A 23,526-nucleotide genomic window follows, 5' to 3' on the forward strand; every position below is an offset into this window, starting at 1 on the left:
TATTCCTGTAAATATATTAAAACAGATAGTTGACTTCAAAACGTGCATCAAGATTATCCGCATCTATCTCTTTTGTGTCGGCATAGCCAAATCTAAGACGCCATTGCAAATCAATCATGCTCGGGATATTTTGAACAAATCCAGCGTAGTAAAAGTTTTCGTCAAAATAACCTTTTGTTTCATCCGCATCCGTATGCAAAAATGAAAAAAGCATAAAAACATCCCTATAGACTCCTTTTGAATTTATTCCTTTAGCAAACTGAATGCGATAGCTTTTAGTATTTGCCATCCAGTTGTATCTTGCCATAGATCTTGTGTATCCCACAGTAGGAAAGCCGCGCCAAGGTGTGATTAAATCCGCTTCGTCTAAAACATTGCTATACCCTATGTTTATTCTGTAATTATCATAAGATGCAAGTAAACGCGCGGCTATCATCTGTGAGTCAAGTGAAGAGGCATCTTTATAGCCTCCGTTTGCTCCGCTTAAACCTGCTAAGTTACCGTTATAACTTGCACCGCCTATCTCTCCTGCACCGTTGTCAAACTGTTTTATATAACGAATACCGGGAATAATATCAAAATTGGAAAGTTTGATTTTATAATTTGCTTCAATCATTGTTTGTGAGAGAAGTTCATTAACTTTGTAAAATGATGCACTAAGGACGGTATTGTCAAATGATTTATTGCGGATATCGCCGGTAATTAGAGGTGCATCCGTACTTACTCCTGCCGCTTTTAGATTTGTATAGCTAAGTCCTTTATGCATTACTGTGTCATCATTTCCATTCCAAGAAGAGTGTTTAGCTGCATCAGAGTCATCATACATTAAAACAGAGTGGGAAGTCGTATGGTCGCGTAGCTTCTCTTTTGTTAAATAGGCAACCTTAACGTCCGTATCGGGAATAATTTTTGTCTGTACAACTACGCCGTCAAAAGTATTTGGAAGCATCTTTGTGTCATTGGCTCTCGCATAAAAAGTGTCAACTAGTTGGCGTCCTACATGCAGACCTGTTTTTGGTATGCCCATATAGCTTACATAAGCTTGACCTAAAACAGCCATAGATTTGTCGCCGTTATTTAAGTAGTCATAGCGGCTTACTAAATCTTTTGCAGGTTTTAATAAACCTACAGGGTCTTTGCCATTATCAAAAAACCCTTGCGAATAATATAATCCCGTCGTAAAATTAAAGTTCTCAAATGTTGCACTCTTATATATTAAAGAGCCGCCGAGTCCAAATGCTTTATGAGAGTTTTGAGTTGTATTCTCTTTTTCCCAATTGTATAAAAAGCTGTTAAAGCGAAGCCGCCCGTAAAATATACCCTCTTTAAACATATCTGCCGCATTATCGACAGACTTAGGCAACTTATTATAAACTAATTGATAGTTTCCTCTTAATATGCGTTTTGGAACATCTTCGCTTGCGCATGAGATAGATGCAAAAAGTAGTGTTAAAATCAAAATTATGCTAAACCTGATACTTCTGTTCATAAACTTTCCTTTACGTTAATATAAAAAACTAACTATAACTTTTATTTATTATTTAATAAAAGTATGCTTTTTTGTTACCAAATACCTAAAATTATTGTGTTAGGTTTACAAAACGCAACAACTTCCATTCCTATTTCTAATTTTTGTTCATCAAGTTTTTCTGTTGACATAGTTGAGCATATAGTGTTGCCACCGTTTAGCTCGATAATAACTTCCGCATTAAAACTGTCTGTATTAATTCTTATAATTTTTCCTATAAAACGGTTTAAATCACTTTTGTTTAGCGTAGTGTCGGTGTCAACCGTTAACGCATTTGCTTTAAAAAGTGCAAATAGTTTGCTTCCGGTTTCAATTCCGAGGGTATCGATAGAGTCATTTGTTATTATTGCCATAATGGTATCTTCGCCATGAAGTTTTAAAAAAATCTTACTCTCTACGGCACCTTTTTCTATTTTTACAACTTCTGCCTTGAGCTGATTTCTGGCACTTATTCGAATATCCATACTTTTTAAAAGATTAACATGTCCGTTTTTTTCGCTGATGCGTTTGGAGAGATTGTCTAAAAATTGTTGATGTTCTTCTTGTAAAATTTCATAAGTATTTATTAGCTCTTTCGCATACTCGGTTAGATGAGTTCCGCCGCCCCCTTTTCCACCTTTTGAGCTTTGGACAAGAGGGTGTTCTGAGAGATTATTCATAGCGTCAACAGCGTCCCAAGCAGCTTTATAACTCATTTTCATAGCTTTTGCGGCTTTTGTTATAGAACCGCTTTTGCCGATATTTATTAGGAGTCTTATTCGTCCTTCTCCAAGAAAATTATGTTCTGATTTGCTTATCCAAAAACGGCCTTGAAGAGTACTTTGCACTGTGATTTCCTAAATTGTATGTATCGTAGTATATTAAAATATATAACGATTGTCAATAATATTATGCATTATTATTGCAATTTTTTTCAAAGCAAAACAAAAGCCAATTTTAAGTATTATTCGCGCAATATTTACAAAGGAATTGCATGGCTAAAAAACGGGTGTTAGTAAAGTTTTCAGGTGAAGCTCTTGCAGGTGAAGCGGGTCATGGAATAGACACGCAGATTTTAAATTATATATCACAGGAGATTAAGTCTCTTGTAAATGCCGGAATCGAAGTAGGGATAGTTATCGGTGGCGGAAATATTATCCGCGGTGTAACGGCGGCTAAAGACGGTATTATCAAGAGAACTTCAGGTGACTACATGGGAATGCTAGCAACTGTTATAAACGGAGTTGCAATGCAAGAAGCATGTGAACATGCCGGACTTCAAGTTCGTATGCAAACGGCTATAAAAATGGAACAAATTGCAGAGCCATATATAAACCGTCGTGCAGTTCGTCATTTGGAAAAAGGTCGCGTAGTTATTTTTGCCGCAGGAACAGGAAATCCATTCTTTACGACAGATACGGCGGCAACTCTAAGAGCTGTTGAAATAGGTGCCGAAGTAATAATTAAAGCTACAAAAGTTGACGGTGTTTACGATAAAGATCCAAATAAATTCAGTGATGCAGTAAAATTGTCTGTTTTGACATATGAACAAGCGTTAAGTGATGATATCAAAGTTATGGATGATACTTCTATCGCATTGGCAAAAGATAATTCATTGCCTATATTAGTGTGCGATATGTTTAAAAAAGGCAATCTATTAGATATTTTACAAAACGGTAACATGCAAAACTGCTCGATAGTAAGATAAGTAAATTAAATTAAGGAAAGAAAATGAAAGTAGAAGTATTAACTGCAAAGATTTTAGATAATAACCCAAAAATGGATCGTTATCAGTTGGCAATAGCAGTTGCAAAAAGAACTGATGAGCTTTTAAACGGTGCGACAAGCAAGTTGAATGTTGCAAAAAATGTTAAAGTTGCTGATTTAGCTTTAATGGAAATAGCAGAGGGCCTTATAACTGTTAAAGGCTTTGTGGATATCAAAAAGTAACTCAATTGAGCCAGAGTCAAGTTGATATAGAAAAAGTCAAGCAAATATGTGATGTTGACTCTGCAATTGCTTATCTTTTTACACAAATTACTCCGAGTGAAACTCTAAAAAAAGCTCTTAGCTACTCTATAGCTGCACATGAAAAACAGTTTAGAAAAAGTGGAGAGCCATATATAATTCATCCGATTTTAGTTGCCAGCATTGTTTCATCTATTACGGATGATGAATCTATGGCAATTGCGGCACTTCTTCACGATGTGGTCGAAGACACACAAGTCAATATTGACGAGATAAGAGAACTCTTTGGGGCAGATGTCGCTCATCTAGTTGAAGGTCTTACAAAGATTGACACCATTAGGGATGCTGAATTAATTCCGTCAAATTCGGATGAAAGACTGGTCGCTTCAGCGCTCTCATTTCGTAAAATGCTCTTAGCTAGTATTAAAGATGTAAGAGTTTTAGTTGTAAAACTTTGTGACAGACTTCATAATATGCTAACACTTGATTCGCTTTCTCCTCAAAAACAAGAGAGAATTGCAGAAGAGACGCTTGTCGTTTATTCGCCTATAGCACACCGTTTAGGAATCTCTTTTTTAAAAAATTTATTAGAAGATTTAAGTTTCTCATATCTTTTTAAAGAAGAGAAGTTCCATATAGATAACTATCTTGATACGAATTATCATGCTATCGAGATGAAGCTAAATGAGTTCAAAGAAACAATAAATAAAATTTTGGTTCAAAACGGTTTTTGCGAAGATGATTTTGAGATACTCTCGCGTGTTAAACATAGATACTCTATTTATCTTAAAATGCAGAGAAAAGGCGTGGGGATAGAAGAAGTTCTAGATCTTTTAGCCGTTAGAATTCTTACAAAAGACGCCGTTAAATGCTACAACATCTTAGGTCTTATTCATCTGCATTTTCAACCGCTAAGCTCAAGATTTAAAGATTATATAGCAGTTCCTAAAGATAACGGTTATAGAACAATTCATACAACAGTTTTTTATAATACGGCTATTTTTGAAGTTCAAATTAGAACTTACGATATGCATAAAACCGCAGAGCTTGGAGTTGCCGCTCACTGGAAATACAAAAGCGGCGGGAATGATAATATAAAACTTGATTGGCTACATAATCTCGGTTATCAAAACGAATCGGTAGAAGATTTTTACGATTTGATAAAGAATGACCTTTACAGTGAGGATATATCAGTGTTCTCTCCCACCGGAGAAGCTTTTACCCTTCCTCGCGGCGCCGTTGTTTTGGATTTTGCTTATGCCGTGCATACACATGTAGGAAATCATGCGAAATCTGCTCTTGTCAATAAAACAAAAACATCACTTATAAATGAGCTTCATAACGGCGATATCGTAAAGATAGAAGTTGACGAAAACAATATCACGAGATGTAGCTGGATTGATGCGGTTAAGACCTCAAAAGCTAAAACAAATATGAGATATAACTGCAATGCCAGAGTAAGAGATATAGATTCAAAGTCAAGTATTAACATTGTAGCAACCGCTATGAATTTAAATAGCTCAAGGGTAGAAGAGTGGTTTGATAATCATAACTGCGATAAAAGAGCTACGATTGCTACCGATATAGAGCAGTTTCGTGAAGTCATACATAAATATACCATAGACATAAGCCAAAACAGCCGTTTTAAAAGATTTTTATCAAGACATAGATTTAAACTTAAACTATACGGTTTTAGAGGTTTAGAAGTTTACAGTGCATCTTATGTCAGTGATGTTGTATTTGATTATTGCTGTCATCCTAAAAACGGTGATGAAGTTTTGGCATTTTTAGAAAAAGGAAAAGCACATGTACATCATAAAATGTGTAGCAGTGCCTCAAAAAAACTAGATGCTAAAGAGCCGATGGTATTTGTAAGATGGGAAAAACTAAATGTCCACAACTACAATATGATAGTTTCTCTTCATAGCGGAGTAGGTACTTTGGCTGAGTTTTTAAACTTTCTGGCAAGATTAAAAATTGATATCAACCAAATAGAACTTGGAAAAAACAGAAGCGAGTCCACTAGATATTGTGAAATCGGATTTGAGTCAAAAGAAGCTGATATTAATTCACTTCGTGCTAAAATCGAGCAAAAAATAAAAGTCATACATCTTATTCGTACCGATGATGCTTATAGATAGAATTTAAATGGGAAATATATAAATATGTTAGAAGAAGCTTTAAGAGAGATAGAAAGAGGCAGTGCTGAAATTATAGATATTCAAAGAATCCAAAAATTGTTAAAGGCATACTTTGATGAAGGTAAAACTTATACAGTTAAAGCAGGATTTGACCCTACGGCACCTGATTTGCATCTTGGGCATACCGTGCTTTTGCAAAAACTTGCGACATTTCAAAAGTATGGTGCAAAAATACAGTTTTTAATCGGTGATTTTACCGCTCAAATAGGTGACCCGACAGGAAAAAGTGCAACTAGAAAAACTCTTAGTGCGGCAGAGATACAAGAGAATGCAAAAAGCTATAAAGAGCAAGTATTTAAAATTTTGGATGCTTCTAAAACCGAAGTTGTTTTTAATTCCCAGTGGATAAACCCGCTTGGTGCGTCGGGTATGCTCTCTTTAACTACGACTTATAATGTTGCTAGGATGCTTGAGCGTGATGATTTTGATAAAAGATACAAAAGCGGAACATCGATTTCAATCAGTGAATTTATCTATCCGCTTCTTCAAGGATATGACAGCGTTCATCTAAAAAGCGATATAGAGATAGGCGGAACAGATCAGAAATTTAATCTTTTGATGGGAAGACATCTTCAGCGAGCTTATGAGATAGGAAAAGAGCAGTCTGTTTTAATGATGCCTATTTTAGAGGGTCTTGACGGCGTACAGAAGATGAGTAAATCTCTAAATAACTATATCGGTGTTGCAGATGAGCCAAACGACATGTATGGGAAAGTTCTTAGTGTATCCGATGAGCTTATGTGGAGATATTATGAGCTTTTAAGCACAAAAACATTGTCTGAGATTGAAGGTCTAAAAAGTGGAGTAGAGAGCGGTTCTTTACATCCTAAAGCGGTTAAAGAGGATTTGGCTTTAGAGATTACTGCAAGGTTTCACTCAAAAGAACTTGCGAAAGCGGCAAAAGATGAGTTTGAAAAAGTACACTCAAACAATCAAATACCATCAGAGATTGATGAATATAGTTGTGATGGAGAGATTTGGATAGCAAAAGCTCTTGTTGATTGCAATATGACGCCTTCAACCTCTCAAGCAAGAAGAGATATTAAGCAAGGTGCTGTTAAAATAAATCAAGAAAAAGTTAATGATGAACAGTTACAGCTCTCAAGCGGAGAGTACGTACTTCAAGTCGGAAAAAGAAAATTTGCAAAGTTAAGGGTGAACTAATGAGCATGCAACCGCTAAAAATTGGTAAATATATTATAGACAAACCTATTGTTCAAGGTGGAATGGGTGTCGGTATAAGCTGGGATAAGCTTGCGGGAAATGTCTCAAAAGAGGGTGGTCTTGGAGTAATTAGTGCAGTCGGAACAGGGTATTATGAAGATAAAAAATATGCTTCAAAACTAGTAGCAGGCAGACCTCTTGATGCACTCGGATTTTACTCAAAAGAGGGATTTGAAGCGATAATAAAAAATGCTAGAAAAGTATGCGGCGACAAACCTTTAGCGGCAAATATCTTATATGCTATAAATGATTACGGGCGCGTGGTAACCGATGCATGTGAAGCCGGAATAGATATTATAATAACTGGAGCAGGGCTTCCTACGAATATGCCTGAATTTACGGAAGGGTATCCTGATGTAGCACTTGTCCCTATCGTCTCTTCCGCAAAAGCTTTGAAGATTATCTGTAAAAGATGGCAAAAGAGATATAACAGAGTCCCGGATGCAGTAGTACTAGAGGGTCCAAAAAGCGGTGGGCATCAAGGTTTTACTTATGAACAATGTTCCATGGAAGAAAATCAGCTGGAAAACCTTGTAAAACCAGTAGTAGAAGAGGCGGCACTTTGGGGAGATATTCCCGTAATTGCCGCAGGTGGAGTATGGGATAAAAACGATATAGAGGAGATGCTCTCTTTGGGTGCAAGAGGCGTTCAAATGGGAACACGCTTTATCGGAACGCATGAGTGTGATGCACATGATAATCTAAAGCAAGTTTTGATAAATGCAAAAAAAGAGGATATTATTCTTATGTCCTCGCCTGTTGGGTATCCGGCTCAAGGTGTGCGAACAAATTTGACAAAGCTTGTTGAAAAGAGAGAAGGACCTGCCATTAAATGTATATCAAATTGTGTGGCTCCTTGTAATCGCGGAGAAGAAGCTAAAGAGGTCGGTTTTTGTATTGCGGATAGGTTAAGCGATGCTTATGAAGGAAATCTTGAAACGGGTCTTTTTTTCTCAGGTACTAACGGTTATAGACTTGATAAAATAATTTCCGTAAAAGAGCTAATGGAAAAACTTACTAAAGGCGAATAAGAGTTTAATGATTCGTTTTCTCCTCCTTCTTTTATTTTTCGCTCTCTCTCTTGAGGCGCTAAGTAGTAGTGAAACCCTCAAGCGTGCAGATTATTATATGCAAACAAAAAATCAAAGTAATAAATTCAGAGCGTATAATGACTATAAAAATCTCTATCTTCGTGCTGTAATAGAAGATGATTCAGATTTAAAACTAAGAACTTTGCAAGGTATAGTAAGTAGTGGCAGAGAACTTAATATAGATGTTTCAAAATACATAAATGAGTTAAAAAAATTTACTCCTGCCGATATTGAGGAATCAAAAAAAGAGAGTTTAGCGAAGCAGACCTATCACAAACCGACATCTAAACCAATGCAGGCAAGCAAAAAGGCAGATGAGATACATGTGCAATCGCTTCATAAACTTGAATCCGTAAAATGGAATGATGAAAAATTAGTTATAACTTTTGATAAAAATTTAGATAAAAATCAGATTAGTTACTTTACCATTCATAAACCATCAGCGAAATCATATAAGTATGTTATCGACGTTAAATCATCTATGCTTATAAAGTTTGAAAATATAAGCAAAAGAGGTATTGATAGAATTAAAATAGCTCAGTATAACCCCACTACTATCAGAATAGTTATTCAAAATAGCTCTAAAATAGATTTTAAGTATGAGCAAGAGAGTCAAAATATAGTAATTGATTTAAATTTAGACTCTTCTGTACGCGAGATAGTAACAACTACTCCAACAAGAGTTGATAGAAATAAAACGATAGTTATAGACCCGGGACACGGCGGCAAAGACCCGGGTGCAATAGGATATAAAAAATATGAAGAAAAAGAGGTTGTTTTTACGATAGCAAATGAGCTTGAAAAGATTTTAAAATCTCGCGGATACAAAGTTTTTATGACAAGAAATAGTGATGAATTTATAAAATTAAGCAATAGAACAAAATATGCCAACGAAAAGTGTGCAGATATTTTTATTAGTGTACATGCAAATGCAGTCGGTAACGGAAGCTCTGATGAGGTTCATGGAATCGAGTGTTATTTTTTATCTCCGTCTCGTTCAAACAGGGCTAAAAAAGTTGCAGCTCAAGAAAACTCCGCAGATATGAGTGATATGAATATTTACGGTAAAGATAGTTATCTAAATCTTTTAAATCATCACAATATATTGGCATCAAATAAACTTGCTATAGATTTGCAAAGAGGAATGTTGGGGCTTCTTAATAAAAAATATGACGATATAAAAGACGGCGGAGTTCGTGAAGGCCCGTTTTGGGTTTTAGTAGGAGCTCAAATGCCTTCCGTGCTTGTTGAAGTAGGTTTTATCTCTCATCCAAAAGAGGCAACGCGTCTTATGGATAATAATTATAGAAAAACTATGGCAAAAGGACTTGCCGACGGAATAGAGCGATATTTTGCAAATAATTAGGCGTGTGATTTTACAAACTCTTTGATTCTCTCATAATCTTCAATATAATCAACTTCTGCCCAGAAAACGCCTGCAACGTTGTTTATAAAAACATCCGCACCTTTATCTACGGTTCTGTATATGACATCTTCCCACCAGCAGTTATAATCTTCGCAAGATACGGCATCAAGAACGGCTTGTTTAAACGGAACCAAATCTTTGGCTTTTAAGATACCAATACCGACATATTCTCCGGTAGTCTGTTCATTTGTAAGCTCTTTACCGTATTTTTTAAGTTTATCGCCGTCCCAGTTAAATCTGTAATCGGCATCTTCAATTCGACTGCTGTCGCTTAACATTACAGGACTTCTTTGTTCTGACAAAACAATATCAAGAATTTTTTCTTCCATAAACACGTCACCGTTCATTATCATAATATCATCGTTTGGAGATAAAAAATCTCGAGCAAACCAAACAGAAGATATTGAGTTTGCAACTCTATAAAAAGGGTTGAAATATCTCGCATATGCAAAGCCTTCAAGTGCTTGGTGAATATACTTTTCTTGATAACCGGTTACTATTGCGATATTTGTAATACCTTTTTTCTTTAGAAGTTCAAAAGTATGTCGTATCAACGGTTTTCCGTTAACATCTACACAACATTTGGGTTGTCCTTGCAAATGTCTGCTTATTCTGCTTCCGACACCTGCCGCCATTATTAAAACTTTCATCTATCTCTCCCGTAATAGTTAAATAAAGCATCTATTAAAATATCTGTATATTCTTTTGTCATAGCACCCATATGTGAAATTCTAAAAGCTTTATCTTTTAATGCACCGCCGTTTGGCGCGACAACAACATTATACTTTTCATCTAAATCTTTTACAATTGTACTTGCAGACTTATCGTCTGTAGGCGTAAGAGTTGTTAAAGCGTTTGGCATAAAATTACTAAACGCTTTAAGAGGAAGAGTCTTTATAGAGTCTCTAAAATATGATGAAATCTCTTTTGCTTTATTTATCTCTGATTCAATACCGTCATTTATAATTTGTTGCAGTCTAGCTTGAAGTTGTAAGATAATAGTAACGGCAGGAGTAAAGGGAGTTTGACCTCTTTTGCCGTCAATTATATAACTATTAAAATCAAAATAGAGTTGATGTTTTGGATTTACCCTTTTTATTGCTTTTGGAGATAGTATAACCATACTAAGTCCCGGCGGCAGAGCTAAACCTTTATGTGAACTTATGATTAATGCATCGATATTGTGATAGCACATGTCAAGTCTGTCTGTTACAAACATACTTATTGCATCTACGATATTAAAAATATCATTTTTTTTACAGAATTTCCCTATAGCATGTAAATCATAAAGCAGACCTACGCTTGTTTCGTGAGCATTTATTAAAAGTGTCGTAGCGTCCTTATGCCGTTTTAAATTTTTTGTATCAGAGAGATTATCGTCGTTTACTTTAAAATCAATATGATTTAAGTCGTGTATAGTGCAAATGTCAACAAATCTTTGACCGAATGTTCCGCCGTTTATTACAACTATCTTATCCTCTTTATTTAAAAGGTTCTGAGCGGTAGCTTCCATTCCAGCCGTTCCTGATGCTGTTAAAAACAAAACTCTGCTATCTTTGGGTGCATTAACTATTTTAAGTAAATTCTTTTCACAATCAAGTAAAATTTCCGAAAATTCGTTGTTTCTAAAATAGGGAGTTTGCATACCTCCTATTGCCAATATATCTTCTGACATTTTTACGGGACCGGGTGTAAAAATATGTTTATTTATAAGATTTTGCATAAATACTCCTTTTTTCAAATTTTGCAATAAAACTATAAAAATATTTTTATAAATATTACTTTTTGTAAAATTATTCAATAATGAAAAAGTATCTTTAATAGCTAAATCATAAATTGAGCCGCAATCTACCGAACACCAAAGACTCCCCCAGTTTCTAGGCGTAAGTTTTTGATTTGTAGGAAGATTTTTGTTGTATGAAGTTAAAATATTTTCAATATCATTATTCTCCATTTTTACTATATTGTAATATTCATTCTCTTTTATATATTTTACCAAGCCTATGTGTAAATTCTTTGTACCTACTTTTATGCGTAAAAGATATTTTGGATGATTAATATCTATATATGTTCCAAACATATGCGATGTTTTTTTATCTTTATTAAACCATTGCGTGCATATCTCCAAAGAGTGTACTTTTGTATTTTTTATAAAATTATCGACAACTTTATATAAGCCCTCTTTGATTGCCTCTTTTTCTATTGATTTAAAAAATTTCTCTAAGATACTCCCTTTAAAGTCATGAGAGTTTTTATAAATACTATTGTATTTTAAAAAGGTATCTTTTTTTACACTGTTTCTCTCAAGAGACTCTTCAAGAGTATAGTTATTTTCTATATCATCAAATACCGCAGCTATTCTGTCTTCGCTGAATTTTGTTAAAGTATTGCGAAGAATTCTATATAAATCACCGTTTTTTCGTAATAACTGAACCAATTGGTGTCCGCCATCCTTGTATGGATAAAGATTTACATTTTTAAATTTCTTAATTTTATTTACATGTTCTACATCTATTCTCTCATCAAGTGAGTAATAAATATTTATTTTGGTTTTATCGTTTAATGAAATTAATAGTTTAGATAAATCAAGATATTTTTCATCAATCCGTTTCGGCAGCCTCGATATCTGCTCTTCCCAGCGATTGTCACTGTATTTTTGTCTATTTTTCGTATCTAAAAATGTTTGAGGCGCAAAAGCGAGTACCATATCTGCCTTTATTAGATGTCCAATTACAATAGCAGCATATCCTCCCATAGAGTTTCCTAGACATACTACTTTTTTATAATTATGCGATTTTATAATTGATTTAAGATATTTTGCGGTTGTTTCAATTGAATCGCTTATTCCTCTCATTCCTTTGTGATACCAAGATTGTTCAAAATCCCTTATAAATATTTTATCAATCTCAAAACCTTGTGTTATTTTAAAAAATTCAAAAGGGTATAGCCCGATAGCACCGCTTATCCCGGCAAACGTAATCAGTAAAGTTTTTGATCCGCTTCCGACTTCCATAGTGTATGGAAGCTCCTGATTTTGTAAATCATTTTGAAATTTTTGTGACATGTTGTTCCTTTTCAATTAGACTTTTGTATCTGTTTATTACGTTGATAAAATCTATAATCTCTGTGTTTTTATTTTGTAGATTACTCAAGGTGTCTCTGATAGAAAGTAAGATATATAAATCGTTGTTTGGTGATTTTTGCTCTTTTTCACTCCATCCGTATTGTGTAAAACCGTATAATTTTGCAACTTCTTTATCATATTTTTGATAATTTTCTAAGATATTTTTAATGATATCAATTCCGCAGAGCTTTTCATCTTCTATCCAATATTTATCTGTAAAAATATTTTTATACTCTTTCTCATGGTTAAAATAGCAATCGCTTTTATCCGACAAAAAAGCTATTCTCTCCCAAAAATAGCTTGACTCATATATAGTTTTTGTAAGCTCATTTATCTCTTGTATAGAGGATGGCAGTTTTTTATGTTTTCCCGTACCTTTTCTAAAAGCGTACTCTATCCATCTTGCCTGACCTTCCATCGACCAGCGGTTGTTAAACATGCTGTATCCGTATTGTATTAGATGAAAAAACTCGTGTAGCGGGGTTAGGGTATATGGAACTAAATCAAGAGAAAATTTTATTACTAAAGAGTCGTTTTTTTCATCTACTACGTCTCCCGCGGCACCGTTGACTTTTATAGGTATCAAATGTATGTCTATATAGTGCGCTTTGTCTTTAAATCTCGGCTGAGCCAGAGGGTGTATAAATTTAAAATCATCAATTAATAATCTTGAAGCTTCATTAAGCTGATTTGCAATATTTTCAACGTAATCAGGAATTTTATTGTTGTTTGAGTCAATCTGATTTTTTTTAGGCAGTGCATTCTCGCCCTCTAACGTATAGTATATTCTAAACTCGTCTTGTTTATAAATTTTATCCAGAGTGCTTAAATATGAATTTGCATAACTATAAATCGGAAGAAAAAAAAGTATAAAAAATATTACTCTTACGTATTTTACAGGATTCAATTTAGTTCATACCTAGTGTTTACTTCGTTTATGTAAATATCCATCATCCCTTTAAACTCGTCGCAAAATCCTGCCAAAGTATAGCCGATTCTAGGATTTATTTCAAAGATTTTAGGAATACCGTTTTGTATTTTATAGTTTATACTGCATTGGCAGTACCCTTTTTTACCGCTAAAAATCTCTATAATATCTCTAAAAATATCGAGAAATTGCGTCTCTTCTTTTTTTGTTTGAATATTTTTTTTGCTCTCTTGCTGTAAAACATAAACCTCTTTATCGGCGGTTTTGCTAAAAGTCACCTCTTTTAAAATTTTTCCGTTCTTGTAAAATATGCTTGTTGCATACTCCGTATTGCTTGGCAGATATTCTGAGATGATACTGTTTTCATCTACTTTAGTTATATCTTTTTTACTATAAGCAAGATATACGCCTCTTCCTGCTCCGCCGGTTTTTGTTTTTACCATGCATGGAAACTTTATATCATCATCTAACATGTAGTATTTCGGCACGTAGTTGCTCATATTGTTTTTTATCATTATGTCGTAGAACTTTTGTTTGTCAACAAAATCTCGAAGTGCTTTTTTGTTGTTTACTATAAACTTCAAGCCATTTTGTAAAAGTAAATCGTTATGTTTTAAAATAGCACTCTGTGTAGCATAGTTGTTTGCAAAAAGTACTTTTATATCATTTTCTTTAGCGTATTTTATAACCTCTTTTATCTTTTTAAAGTTTATATGATAAGCATCAAGCCAGTCGCATTTCAAAACTGCTTTTTGCCACTTGTCTGCGAATAAAATTTTTAATTTTTTTTGGCTTTTTTTAGGGATTGCTTTTTCTTGTATGTTTAGAGATAGATTTTTTAAAATCAGCTCTTCCAATACACCCTTTTTATGCAAACATACTGCTATATAATGGTCACAATCATCATGCGCGATTAATTTAACTTTTTTGCTCTTTAAATGTAGTGCATGAAGTTCGTCTAGTTTAATATCTTTAGAGTAGTGAATCTCTATATTTACATTTTCATCAAGAGGCTCCCTGTAAAGCGGCTCCAAATCAAAATACTCTTTGTCGGCTTTTGATTTATTTAACTTTTCTAACTCTTTTTCCCATCTTATGTCACTATGTTTTTCACGGTTTAGAGTATCTAAAAATGATTGAGGCGAAAATGCCACAATGTTTGTCGCACCTAAAATCTTTCCGCAAAGAAGAGCCATATAACCGCCCATAGAGGCACCTATACAAAGAATTTTGGAGTATTTTTTCTCATCCGTTATCTCTTTTAAAAGAGTGATTGTCTCTTGTATATTTTTTGTAACGCCCTCAATTCCGTTATGAAACCAAGAATTTTTTTTATCCATAATAAAAATTTTATTTGTTTTCATCTCATCGATAATGTATGGATATCTTGAGTTAAATACTCCGCCAAGCCAACCGTTAAATCCCGAAAAAGAGATAATCAAAATATCGGACTCTACCTCAAAATCAAACATGTAAGAGAGTTTTAGGCTGTGTGTAGTTTTTCCGAAATTTTTATAATCGTGCGCCGGCTTAGTGGCAAACTTGTATGTCGGTATAAATTTGTTTGTATTTTTTTCGTAGAGTTCTAGTATGTTTTTGTGAAAGTTTGACTCTAAAGAGGGCTTCTTTTTGTACTGTGTGTAAGAGTCTATAGAGATTATAAGATAATAATCTTCATCATTTTGTAAATTTTCTAAAGCTGATATATCATATAAATCAGGGTTGTTATGAATGGCGATGGTTCTATTTTGAGCGTTCCATTTTGTAGTATAAATTTTTTGTAGATTCTCTAGCCCGTTTAACGTAGAAAGATTGTTATAAGCAATTCCCAGCATCCCTTTTACAGTGTTTAGTTTTGATAATGCGGATAAGTCGTCTAATTTGTTTGAAGATAGAGAAAAACTGGCGCCGACATACTCTAAACCCTCAAGACCTTTTAAATTTGTAAGTGCATTATGATGCAGATAAAATGATGATTTCACAACTCTTAAATTTTTTAAAAAACGTATATTTTGAAGTTTTTTATTGTGCGTTATTTTAATAAAATCATCTACCGTGTCGTTTTTTCTAAAGAGAATATTAAAACCGTTTATCTCTTCTAGTAACTCATTTTTGGAAATCTCTAAAGAGTTTATTCTCTCTAAAGAGTTAAAGCCGTTTATTGACTCTAGGTTTTGCATATCCGTAATGCAGAGGTTCTCTACACTGCGAAGATAGTTAAAACTGTTTAAATGTTTTATCTCTTTTGATGAGATAATTAAATCACCCTTTAAATTCTCTACAGCGTTTAAACAATCTAGTTCATATTCCGATAAATCTACACAATTTAATTTTGGAATATTTAATGTTTTTGTCTCTACATCATAATATTCACAATATAAAATAGAGTCAAATTCATTTATAAACTCATTATGGTTAAGTTGTAGAACTTTTAAAAATCTCTGTATCTGCAAGGTGTCAAATCGTTCTAGTTGCGTTTCGCTATTTTTAGAAATAAGTGTTAAAAACTCATCCAACTCTTCATTTCTTGTAGGCATACAATCTTTAACAGCATTTACAATTGCGCTAAATATATATTTATTATTAAGAGTGTTTTTTTTCTCCTCTTTGCTCCAACTGTTTTTAATATATCTCTCTTTTGTACCGAATTTTTTCTCAACCAAAGATGTTTCGTATGAAGAGTATTTTAAAAGAGAGTTTATAAATAGTTTTTCATCGCCGACAAGTGTAATGAGCCTTTTCCAAAAATACTCTGCGTCATGAGTTTTATTGATTAAGATTTCAAGTTCATCCAAATTTTGCGGCAGTGCCTCATATTTGTCAGCTCGATTATGTGTAATATTTTGCGCCCATCTGGCAAGTCCTTCCATAAACCACATGTTGTTAAAAGATGAATATGAGTACTGAAATATATGAAAAAGCTCATGTATGGGAGTTGCGGTTTTTTTAATAAGATTGTTATCTAAGAGTACTCTTATGGCATCACCTTGCATTGAGTGCTGACCTTTAAACAAAGCGCTGTTGTCAACAAGTTCTGCGGCCACTAAACCTTTTTGGGTAGGGATTGCAGTTAGCATGATGTCAATAAACTTTGCACCTTTTTCATAGTATATACCTTTTTTTAGAGGGTCGTTAAGCTTGTATATATTTATGTAGATATTGTAAGCGTGGTAAAATACTTTTATCAAATCCGTAACATAATCAGGTATTCGCACAGCATCTGCATAGTCAAGCTTTTTTGGTGTCTTATCATCACCGCTTAAATTATAAAAGAGTCTAAAAGGCTCTACTACGACACAGTGCTGATATGCGCTATTTTCGCCAAAGTTATATAGTTTCATTGCTTTTTCCATCTGTAAACCACCAAATCTCCGCTCTCTTTTTTAATATCGCTCATCTTCCAAATATCGCCCTCATCAACATCGCAACCCATTCCAAAATAAAAAGCTCCATCAAGCAGTTCAAAAGATCTAGCAAATGTCGGATACTCAAATGAAAACAATTTTTTGTATTTCGTTAAATCATCTGTTTTAAATTCCAAAACCTCTATTTCGGTGTTCTCTTTTACACTTTTTGAACTCAAGACATAAATTGTATCATCTCTTTTTATAATATCTCTAGGTATGTAACCGTCTTTTAATTTTACTCTTTTTGAATATAAATTACCATTTTTTAAGATTGTATAATAAAGACCAAAAGGTTTTGTCTGGTGAGAGTTGTATTTGTATGCTCCCAGATAGATTGCTTTATCGTCAAAGCTTATTATCCTTGTCGCTCTTGAGTATTTTATGTCAAACTTTGTAGAAGGGAACATATCGTATATACTTATATCGTATCTAGGTACAAAGTTTTTGTTTTTATACTGTGCAACGCTAAAATATGGTTTAGATGTATGTTTAAATTTTTTTAATGCAAAAAGCTCATCGCCTATTTGTAAAAAACTATAAACTCTGCTGCTGCCGAGTTTAATAATCTCCCAGTTTTTACCCAAATCTTTTGTTATGCCAACAGCGGCACCTTCGTAAAGACCTACTCCTGCAAAGAGTTTTTTATCTTTATATGCCAAATCATATACATGTAGAGCTTTTGGTATATTTCTATACATCATCCATTTTTGATTATCCACTCTTAGATAAAAGTTTCCAAAATTCCAGCTTCCCGTAGCATCATGACCTGGGATAAAAAGCTTGTCGTCTAAGAGTTTAAATATATCGATTTGGTCATCATAAATAGTAGTTTCTTTATTAAACTTGAGTGTTTTAGGATTATATACATGTAGTTCTACATTGCCTGAGTTTTTAGACGGTCCTTCATTTGCACTGTTGCCTGCTCCTATAAAAAGCTTATCATTATAAACCTGCAAATCCCAGACATTTCTCGAATATGCCGCTTCTCCGTCACTAAATTGCGATTTTGAAGGATTGCCTATAAGTTCAATATCTTTGGTTACATCGACCGCACTTAAAAGTGTGATATTTATAAAAAAGAGGATAAAAAATTTAAAACTCATCTTTAAAAGCCTCTTTTTGAATTGTAACTTTTTTATCTTTGTAAGCTTTATACATGTTTAACATCTTAGCGGGTCGAAGTATTTGCTTGTTATGTTTTAAACCTGTATGTCCCATATCGGAAGCTGCATTTAAAAAATTAAAATTTTGCATCTTTATTATCATCAGATATTCCATATAAATATGTAAACCGTTTATGTTATGGTCACTTTTAATTACAAATAGACTTCCTATATTTTTAGTTATCTCCCCTGCAAAATGGAATGATTTTATTTTAGAATCTATTTTAAATACTAAGCCCAAAAGGTCTTTTTTGTCAAATAGATGAGCATACTCTAAACACATCTTTGTATATCTGTTATCTAAATTATTATACTTTGAACTTTGTCTTATACTCCATTCGTCAAGAAGTTCTAAACACTCTTTTTTATCTTTATTCGAGTACTCTAAAATCTCAACATTTTCAAGAGTATCTATTTTTGCTACGGCTCTTCGAATGTTTCTAAGTTTTTGCCCAGATAAATCATTATATATTTTAGGATTATAGATATATTCTCTGTCTCTTAATTTAAATAAAATATCATCAAATTTTTTTGAGCTTTTTATTTTTATTAAATCATCTCTGTCAACCCATAAAATTTTTGCTTTTTGCTTTTTATTATATCTGTAAAGAGCATTTAAAGAATTATCTAAAACAGTCTCATTAAAAGGCAACGGAGGTATAAACATCTCAAAATCCGGCTTTTTTTCTCCATTTAGAGTGCGAAGCAAAAAGAGTTTTATTGAGCTGTTTTGTTCGCCGATAAGGAGTTCTCTGCTGTTTGATAGCGACCAAAAATATAAAAAAGGAAAATAATAAATCCAAGATGCTTTATCTGCTGCATGAGTATATTTTTTGAAAGTAGCTAAGTCATCTACATGTAAAGCTCTTAAGCCTCTAAAAGATAAATTTTCATCTTGCATACTATTCTTTGATTTTACTTTTGTAAGTTTGATGCCGTCTAAATTTTTTATGTAGAGTATAAATTTTGGCAGGATGCTCTCAAAAATTCCTTTAACACATAGAATGTCGTCATCTTTTATGGAGTCTATAATTTCATCTTTTATATTATTAAAATCTATACTGTGATTTTTCCAGATGGATTTGTCACTTAAAACATTGATATGTTCACTGAATTTCTCAACACTGTAAAAAGTTTTTATCCCTGAATCTTTTATAAGTTTTTGAAACTTTTTAGTATCGATAAATGCAATCTCACCGTCTTTATAGTCAACAAATTCAGATGTGAGTAAAATTTTTCTTCCGTTGTTTTTCGGTTCAATATAGCTAAAAGTTTTAAAAAAATTCTCATAACCCTCTATACCGCCTCGTTTACTCTGATCATAAAGATAAAAATTTTTACTCTTGTAATTTACTTTGTAAAATAGTCCGCTACTTTTAAAATTTTCGCAAGAGTAGTACTCATTTGCCGCGTCATGTATATCTAAACCTAAATGATATGCACAAAGCAAGACTCCAAGCGAGGTAGAAACGGCATACTCTTCAAAAAACGGTACTCGATAAGCAACGACTCTGTCTTCAATTTTTGCAATAACATTCCATCCAAAATCTTCAAACTTTTTATATAAAAGATTTGCATTGCATCTTCTTGGGGTTCCGTAGGTTAAGATATCTACATGTCTGTATTTTTTTGCCTCTTTTTTTATCTGCAAGTAGTGTTCATCATCGTGCGGCAGAAGAAGTTTCCCGCCTTTTTTGATTCCATAAGCAATTGAGAGTTTATTTTCTATAATGGCTTCAATGCTTTTAAATCGCTCAATTCCTTCATGCCCGATAGAAGTTATTACTCCTATGTCCGGATTTATTAGGCGGCTTCTTCTTTGGATTTTTTCTTTTTTAGATACCGGAAGTTCAAGTAAAAAGAGTTCATTGTCTTGTTTTATGGAAGCTGTATTACAGTAGGTAGATGCAGCATAGTTTGCACTGTTTGCTCTAACGTAACAACTTTTTTGTTTTTTTGATATATGATTGAGATTTAGTTTAAAACCTGTTTTTCCGTAGCTTCCAGTAATCAAGACTTTTTTTGCTTGAGTGTTTTTACTTGCATATTTAGCTAATTTCTTTATTGCAAAATAGCTGTTTTCTACTTTTAAAACAGGAATATTTACGTTTATTTTTAAATTTTCATCGACAATAATCGCACTAATTCCTTTTTTTACGGCTTTATTTATGAGGTGTTCATTATTTTTGTAAGCACTTGAATTAGGCCAGTTATCAGACCTTACAACAAAACAATCTCCCTTTTTTAAATAGTGATATGTATTTTGAAACTCTTTTATAATTAGAGTATTATCATTAAGGTTTTCCCATGTTCCGCCCGTTATATCTGCTATATCTTCGGCGCTAAAACATAAATGATTATCAACCATCTATAGCTCTTTTACTACTTTGGATAATATATCATTTAGTGTGCTTTTTGAAAAATCGGTAACGGTAAAATAGTTTTTTGCATCGGTAAAATCGATTAATCTTCCGCAATCAACGCTAAACCATTTTAATCCCCACGTTCTGTACTCAAAAGGCAGATGAATAACATGTGAGAATTTCTCTTCTATTTCGCTTTTCTCATTTTCATCCATTTTAATAACTTTAAATTTCCCGTTATCTTTAACATACTTTACAAAACCTATATGCAAGTTCATAGTAGCTGCTTCTACATGTAAAAGATATTTATCGTCTCCAAAGTAGTAAAAACTTCCAAATAGCTGTTTTTTAGGTAAATCAGGTTTTTTATCAAGATTATTAAACCATTTTTGACAATAAGTTTCATTATAAATATATGAGGCATTTCCCGTCTCTTTTATATCATCATTGACTGATTTAAACTTAGTGTTTGAGCAGATATCTTCATCAAGCGATTTAAAAAAGTTCATAAGCATAGAAGCTCTCAAATCGGTAAAAGTGCTATATTTATCTGTTATTTCTTTATAATCTTCTTTTGAAATAGCATTATTTAAAAGAGATATTTCAAGCGGAATTTTATTTTCTACCTCATCTAAAACTATCATAGTTTTATATTTCAATAAATCTTTTGTTGAGAGTTCATAACCGTCAATTGAGGAATCATATTTACTCTTGTCTTTAAATTTTAAGATTTTATCTGCAACACGACCTAAATAGAGGTATGCATTTCCAATTATAAAGAGCAAATCTCCGCCTTGAACTTCACTGTAGAGCGTTTGTGCCAAATAGTCCAAATCGTCGCTATGCGTTACATGTATATTAGAATTTTTTAGATTATCGGTAACATAGTTCATATAGTTACCCGTAGTATAGAGTCTGTCTATCTTGCTCTCGTTTATCATTTTTGCAAGTTCACCGTGAGCTTCTTTTGTCCAGTCGCTATCTTTTTTGGTAGATATTCCGCCTACAAGCGCAACTATCTTTCCGTCAAGTTTAAAGTTTTTCATGTCGTTAAATGCCGAACGCATTCCATGAATTCCGCCGCGTCTGCTTTGGTCGTAAAAGTGAACGATTCCTGAGCGTTTTTTTATACTTAACATTCTTCCCATAGTCTCAAACGGCACAAGCCCGTCATAATCGGCTGCCGCTTTTTTAACGTCGTAACCCATCTCTTTTACGGCAAGCAAAATACCGACACTTGTAAGCGGAGCGTGTAATTGAAACAGCGGTAAGAAATACTCTACGATTTCACCGTCAATATCTGCTTTTATATTCCAGCCAAACCTTTTAGAATCGAAACTTTTAGTAATAATTTTTGCATTGTCGCTCTCAAGATTTCCATAGGTTAAAATAGGTACGTCAACCCTTCTTTTATATATAGCGTTTAGAAGTTTAGGATAGTGCTCTATGCTTGAGTTCAAAATACATTTTCCACCTTCTCTTAGACCCTCTACTACGGAAGATTTTGCCGTCATTATATTATCTAGGGTTTTATGCATATCCATATGATTTGGACCTATATTTGTAAAGAAACAGAGGTTTGGATTTACCATTTTTGTTCTCTCGACCCTATATGCCTCATCGCTTCCGACTGAGACTTCGTTTATCTCTATGATATCATCTTCTTCAAGATTAATAAGCGAGCGAAGTACGGGGACTTCCGTATTTGCGCTGTTTAAGACAGCATGTGTTTTCGCCTGGTTATTTAAGATATGGTGAAATTGAACTTTTGCTCCGGTTTTTCCTTCTGTTCCCGTGATTAAAACGGTATAAGGGTTATGCTCTTGTCTGACTGTGAGGGCACATTTTTTAAATGCTTCAAAACAATCTTTTACATATAAAATAGGCAAATCTATTAGGTGTGCATAATCTAAGTTATCCAAAACAACTGCTTTTATGCCTTTGTCCAAAACTTTTTTTAGTTCACTCTCAACATTTTTTTCCTCTTTTATCCAATCTTTTATTGCCATTGTAAAATAGATATTGCCTTTTTGGTATGTTCCGTAAGTTCCAACGCCGCTAAATGTAAGGTTGTCATATACTCCATCTTTTATCCACTCTCCGCCCGTATATTTTACGACTCTCTTTGGTGTTAAAAATATCTCGTGATGATTATCTATTTTTTTAATCAGTTCTGAAGCCATTTGAGTAAATTTTTCTCTATCTTCTTTAGCCATATCTAAAATAGAGTAGTCAAACAATCTTAATTCAGGATTCGCAATTAAATCCTTTGTTCTTTGCATCCCTTTTTTAACCTCTTCAATCCACTCTAATAGAGATACTTCATTGTCTAAGTTTGGGTTTTCAAGCAGAGCGGGGCTAAAGCCGTTATATGTTAAAAGATGAGTAAGCGTAACACAGCTAAACGTTCTTGAGTTTCCGTCTGGAAAAGGGTGTAAAAGTTCAAGCTCACGAGGAACCAGCGCGATTACTCTTAGTTTTTCCTCGTCTGTTGAAGCTTTTTTTATATTTTTGTTGTATCTATCGACAATATCTTCCATCTTTGCAACCATCATCATCTGTACGGCATGTTTAGCTTCATAAAACTCATGTAAAGATAGCTTGCCCTCAATAGCTTCTTGTTGCTTTTTTGTTATGTTCGGATACCAGTTGCGGTAGTTTATTTTTCCATCTTTTAACATCGCCTCATAAACTTCATCTACATTAAGCTCGTTTGCGGTTTTACCCCATTTTTGACTATTAAAGATAGCCGTATTATCATCTTTGCGCATCTCAAATACTTCAACTAGATGATTATATGTAGTAGATTTTGCAAAAAACGGCATTCCTGAATTTAGGTAACGAATATCCCCGGGACTTGATTTTAGATTTGTCGTTTCAACGCTTAACATGCAGACTTTGTGAAGTTCGCGTAAGTAAGTGGCTCTTAGTCCGCCGGATATATCAAAGTTATCCAGCATAAAAGCAAAGCCGTTTAAAAGAGCCTGAACGCTTCCTCTCTCTCCTGCTTCATATCCAACCCAACCGTTATACTTTTTTTGAAATCTTCCGTCAACGAAAAATCTCCAAAATTGGGATTTGTCAAATTTTTTTAAGTAATGAATGCCCGACATATTTTTATCCT

The 23,526-nt window shown here is 33.6% G+C and carries 15 protein-coding genes; 6 read left to right on the plus strand and 9 right to left on the minus strand.

The annotated features are described in order from the left end of the window. Positions 1-16: 16 nt before the first annotated feature. Positions 17-1,489 (minus strand): OprD family outer membrane porin, encoded by a 1,473-nt coding sequence (locus tag A2530_RS01630; RefSeq protein WP_294884512.1) that lies wholly within the window; start codon positions 1,487-1,489, stop codon positions 17-19. 74 nt (positions 1,490-1,563) lie between these two features. Beyond that, complete coding sequence (locus tag A2530_RS01635) at positions 1,564-2,355, minus strand: TOBE domain-containing protein (RefSeq protein ID WP_294884510.1); 792 nt, start codon at positions 2,353-2,355, stop codon at positions 1,564-1,566. 146 nt (positions 2,356-2,501) lie between these two features. On the opposite strand from A2530_RS01635, the gene pyrH reads away from it, so the two are divergent. From pyrH to A2530_RS01665, 6 genes are read left to right on the plus strand one after another with little or no spacing between them, the layout of a single operon-like run. Then, positions 2,502-3,215, plus strand: a complete 714-nt coding sequence (gene pyrH, locus A2530_RS01640) for a UMP kinase (protein WP_294884508.1) — start codon at positions 2,502-2,504, stop codon at positions 3,213-3,215. 23 nt (positions 3,216-3,238) lie between these two features. Then, on the plus strand, positions 3,239-3,457 hold the full coding sequence (locus A2530_RS01645; RefSeq protein ID WP_294884506.1) for a DNA-directed RNA polymerase subunit omega: 219 nt from the start codon (positions 3,239-3,241) through the stop codon (positions 3,455-3,457). 5 nt (positions 3,458-3,462) lie between these two features. Continuing rightward, positions 3,463-5,616 carry a RelA/SpoT family protein gene (locus tag A2530_RS01650; protein WP_294884505.1) on the plus strand — a complete coding sequence of 718 codons (2,154 nt, stop codon included), beginning with the start codon at positions 3,463-3,465 and terminating at the stop codon, positions 5,614-5,616. Positions 5,617-5,640: 24 nt separating this feature from the next. Then, a complete protein-coding gene (gene tyrS, locus A2530_RS01655; protein WP_294884504.1) occupies positions 5,641-6,840 on the plus strand; it encodes a tyrosine--tRNA ligase in 1,200 nt (399 codons plus the stop codon). Continuing rightward, positions 6,840-7,931: a nitronate monooxygenase gene (locus A2530_RS01660; RefSeq protein WP_294884503.1), complete on the plus strand. Its 1,092-nt coding sequence runs from the start codon at positions 6,840-6,842 to the stop codon at positions 7,929-7,931. The genes tyrS and A2530_RS01660 overlap by 1 nt, the downstream gene beginning before the upstream one ends. A gap of 7 nt (positions 7,932-7,938) precedes the next feature. After that, a complete protein-coding gene (locus A2530_RS01665; RefSeq protein ID WP_294884502.1) occupies positions 7,939-9,357 on the plus strand; it encodes an N-acetylmuramoyl-L-alanine amidase in 1,419 nt (472 codons plus the stop codon). On the opposite strand, the gene A2530_RS01670 is transcribed toward A2530_RS01665, so the two are convergent. Genes A2530_RS01670 through A2530_RS01700 form a run of 7 tightly spaced genes read right to left on the minus strand, consistent with a single transcriptional unit; the run spans position 9,354 to position 23,515 of the window. Continuing rightward, positions 9,354-10,067, minus strand: a complete 714-nt coding sequence (locus tag A2530_RS01670; protein WP_294884501.1) for a phosphocholine cytidylyltransferase family protein — start codon at positions 10,065-10,067, stop codon at positions 9,354-9,356. The two genes, A2530_RS01665 and A2530_RS01670, sit on opposite strands and share 4 nt — an antisense overlap. Beyond that, complete coding sequence (locus A2530_RS01675) at positions 10,064-12,481, minus strand: aminotransferase class V-fold PLP-dependent enzyme (protein ID WP_294884499.1); 2,418 nt, start codon at positions 12,479-12,481, stop codon at positions 10,064-10,066. The genes A2530_RS01670 and A2530_RS01675 overlap by 4 nt, the downstream gene beginning before the upstream one ends. Further along, on the minus strand, positions 12,459-13,448 hold the full coding sequence (locus A2530_RS01680; protein ID WP_294884497.1) for a hypothetical protein: 990 nt from the start codon (positions 13,446-13,448) through the stop codon (positions 12,459-12,461). The genes A2530_RS01675 and A2530_RS01680 overlap by 23 nt, the downstream gene beginning before the upstream one ends. Then, complete coding sequence (locus tag A2530_RS01685; protein WP_294884496.1) at positions 13,445-16,810, minus strand: hypothetical protein; 3,366 nt, start codon at positions 16,808-16,810, stop codon at positions 13,445-13,447. Before A2530_RS01685 ends, A2530_RS01680 begins: the two co-directional genes overlap by 4 nt. Beyond that, on the minus strand, positions 16,807-17,979 hold the full coding sequence (locus tag A2530_RS01690) for a hypothetical protein (RefSeq protein WP_294884494.1): 1,173 nt from the start codon (positions 17,977-17,979) through the stop codon (positions 16,807-16,809). The genes A2530_RS01685 and A2530_RS01690 overlap by 4 nt, the downstream gene beginning before the upstream one ends. Next, entirely contained in the window at positions 17,969-20,407 is a 2,439-nt protein-coding gene (locus tag A2530_RS01695; RefSeq protein WP_294884493.1) for a Mur ligase family protein, read from the minus strand. Before A2530_RS01695 ends, A2530_RS01690 begins: the two co-directional genes overlap by 11 nt. Continuing rightward, complete coding sequence (locus A2530_RS01700) at positions 20,408-23,515, minus strand: Mur ligase family protein (protein WP_294884491.1); 3,108 nt, start codon at positions 23,513-23,515, stop codon at positions 20,408-20,410. Between the last annotated feature and the right edge of the window lie 11 nt (positions 23,516-23,526).

The organism is Sulfurimonas sp. RIFOXYD2_FULL_34_21 (genome assembly GCF_001830805.1).
In the GTDB taxonomy this organism is placed as follows: domain Bacteria; phylum Campylobacterota; class Campylobacteria; order Campylobacterales; family Sulfurimonadaceae; genus Sulfurimonas.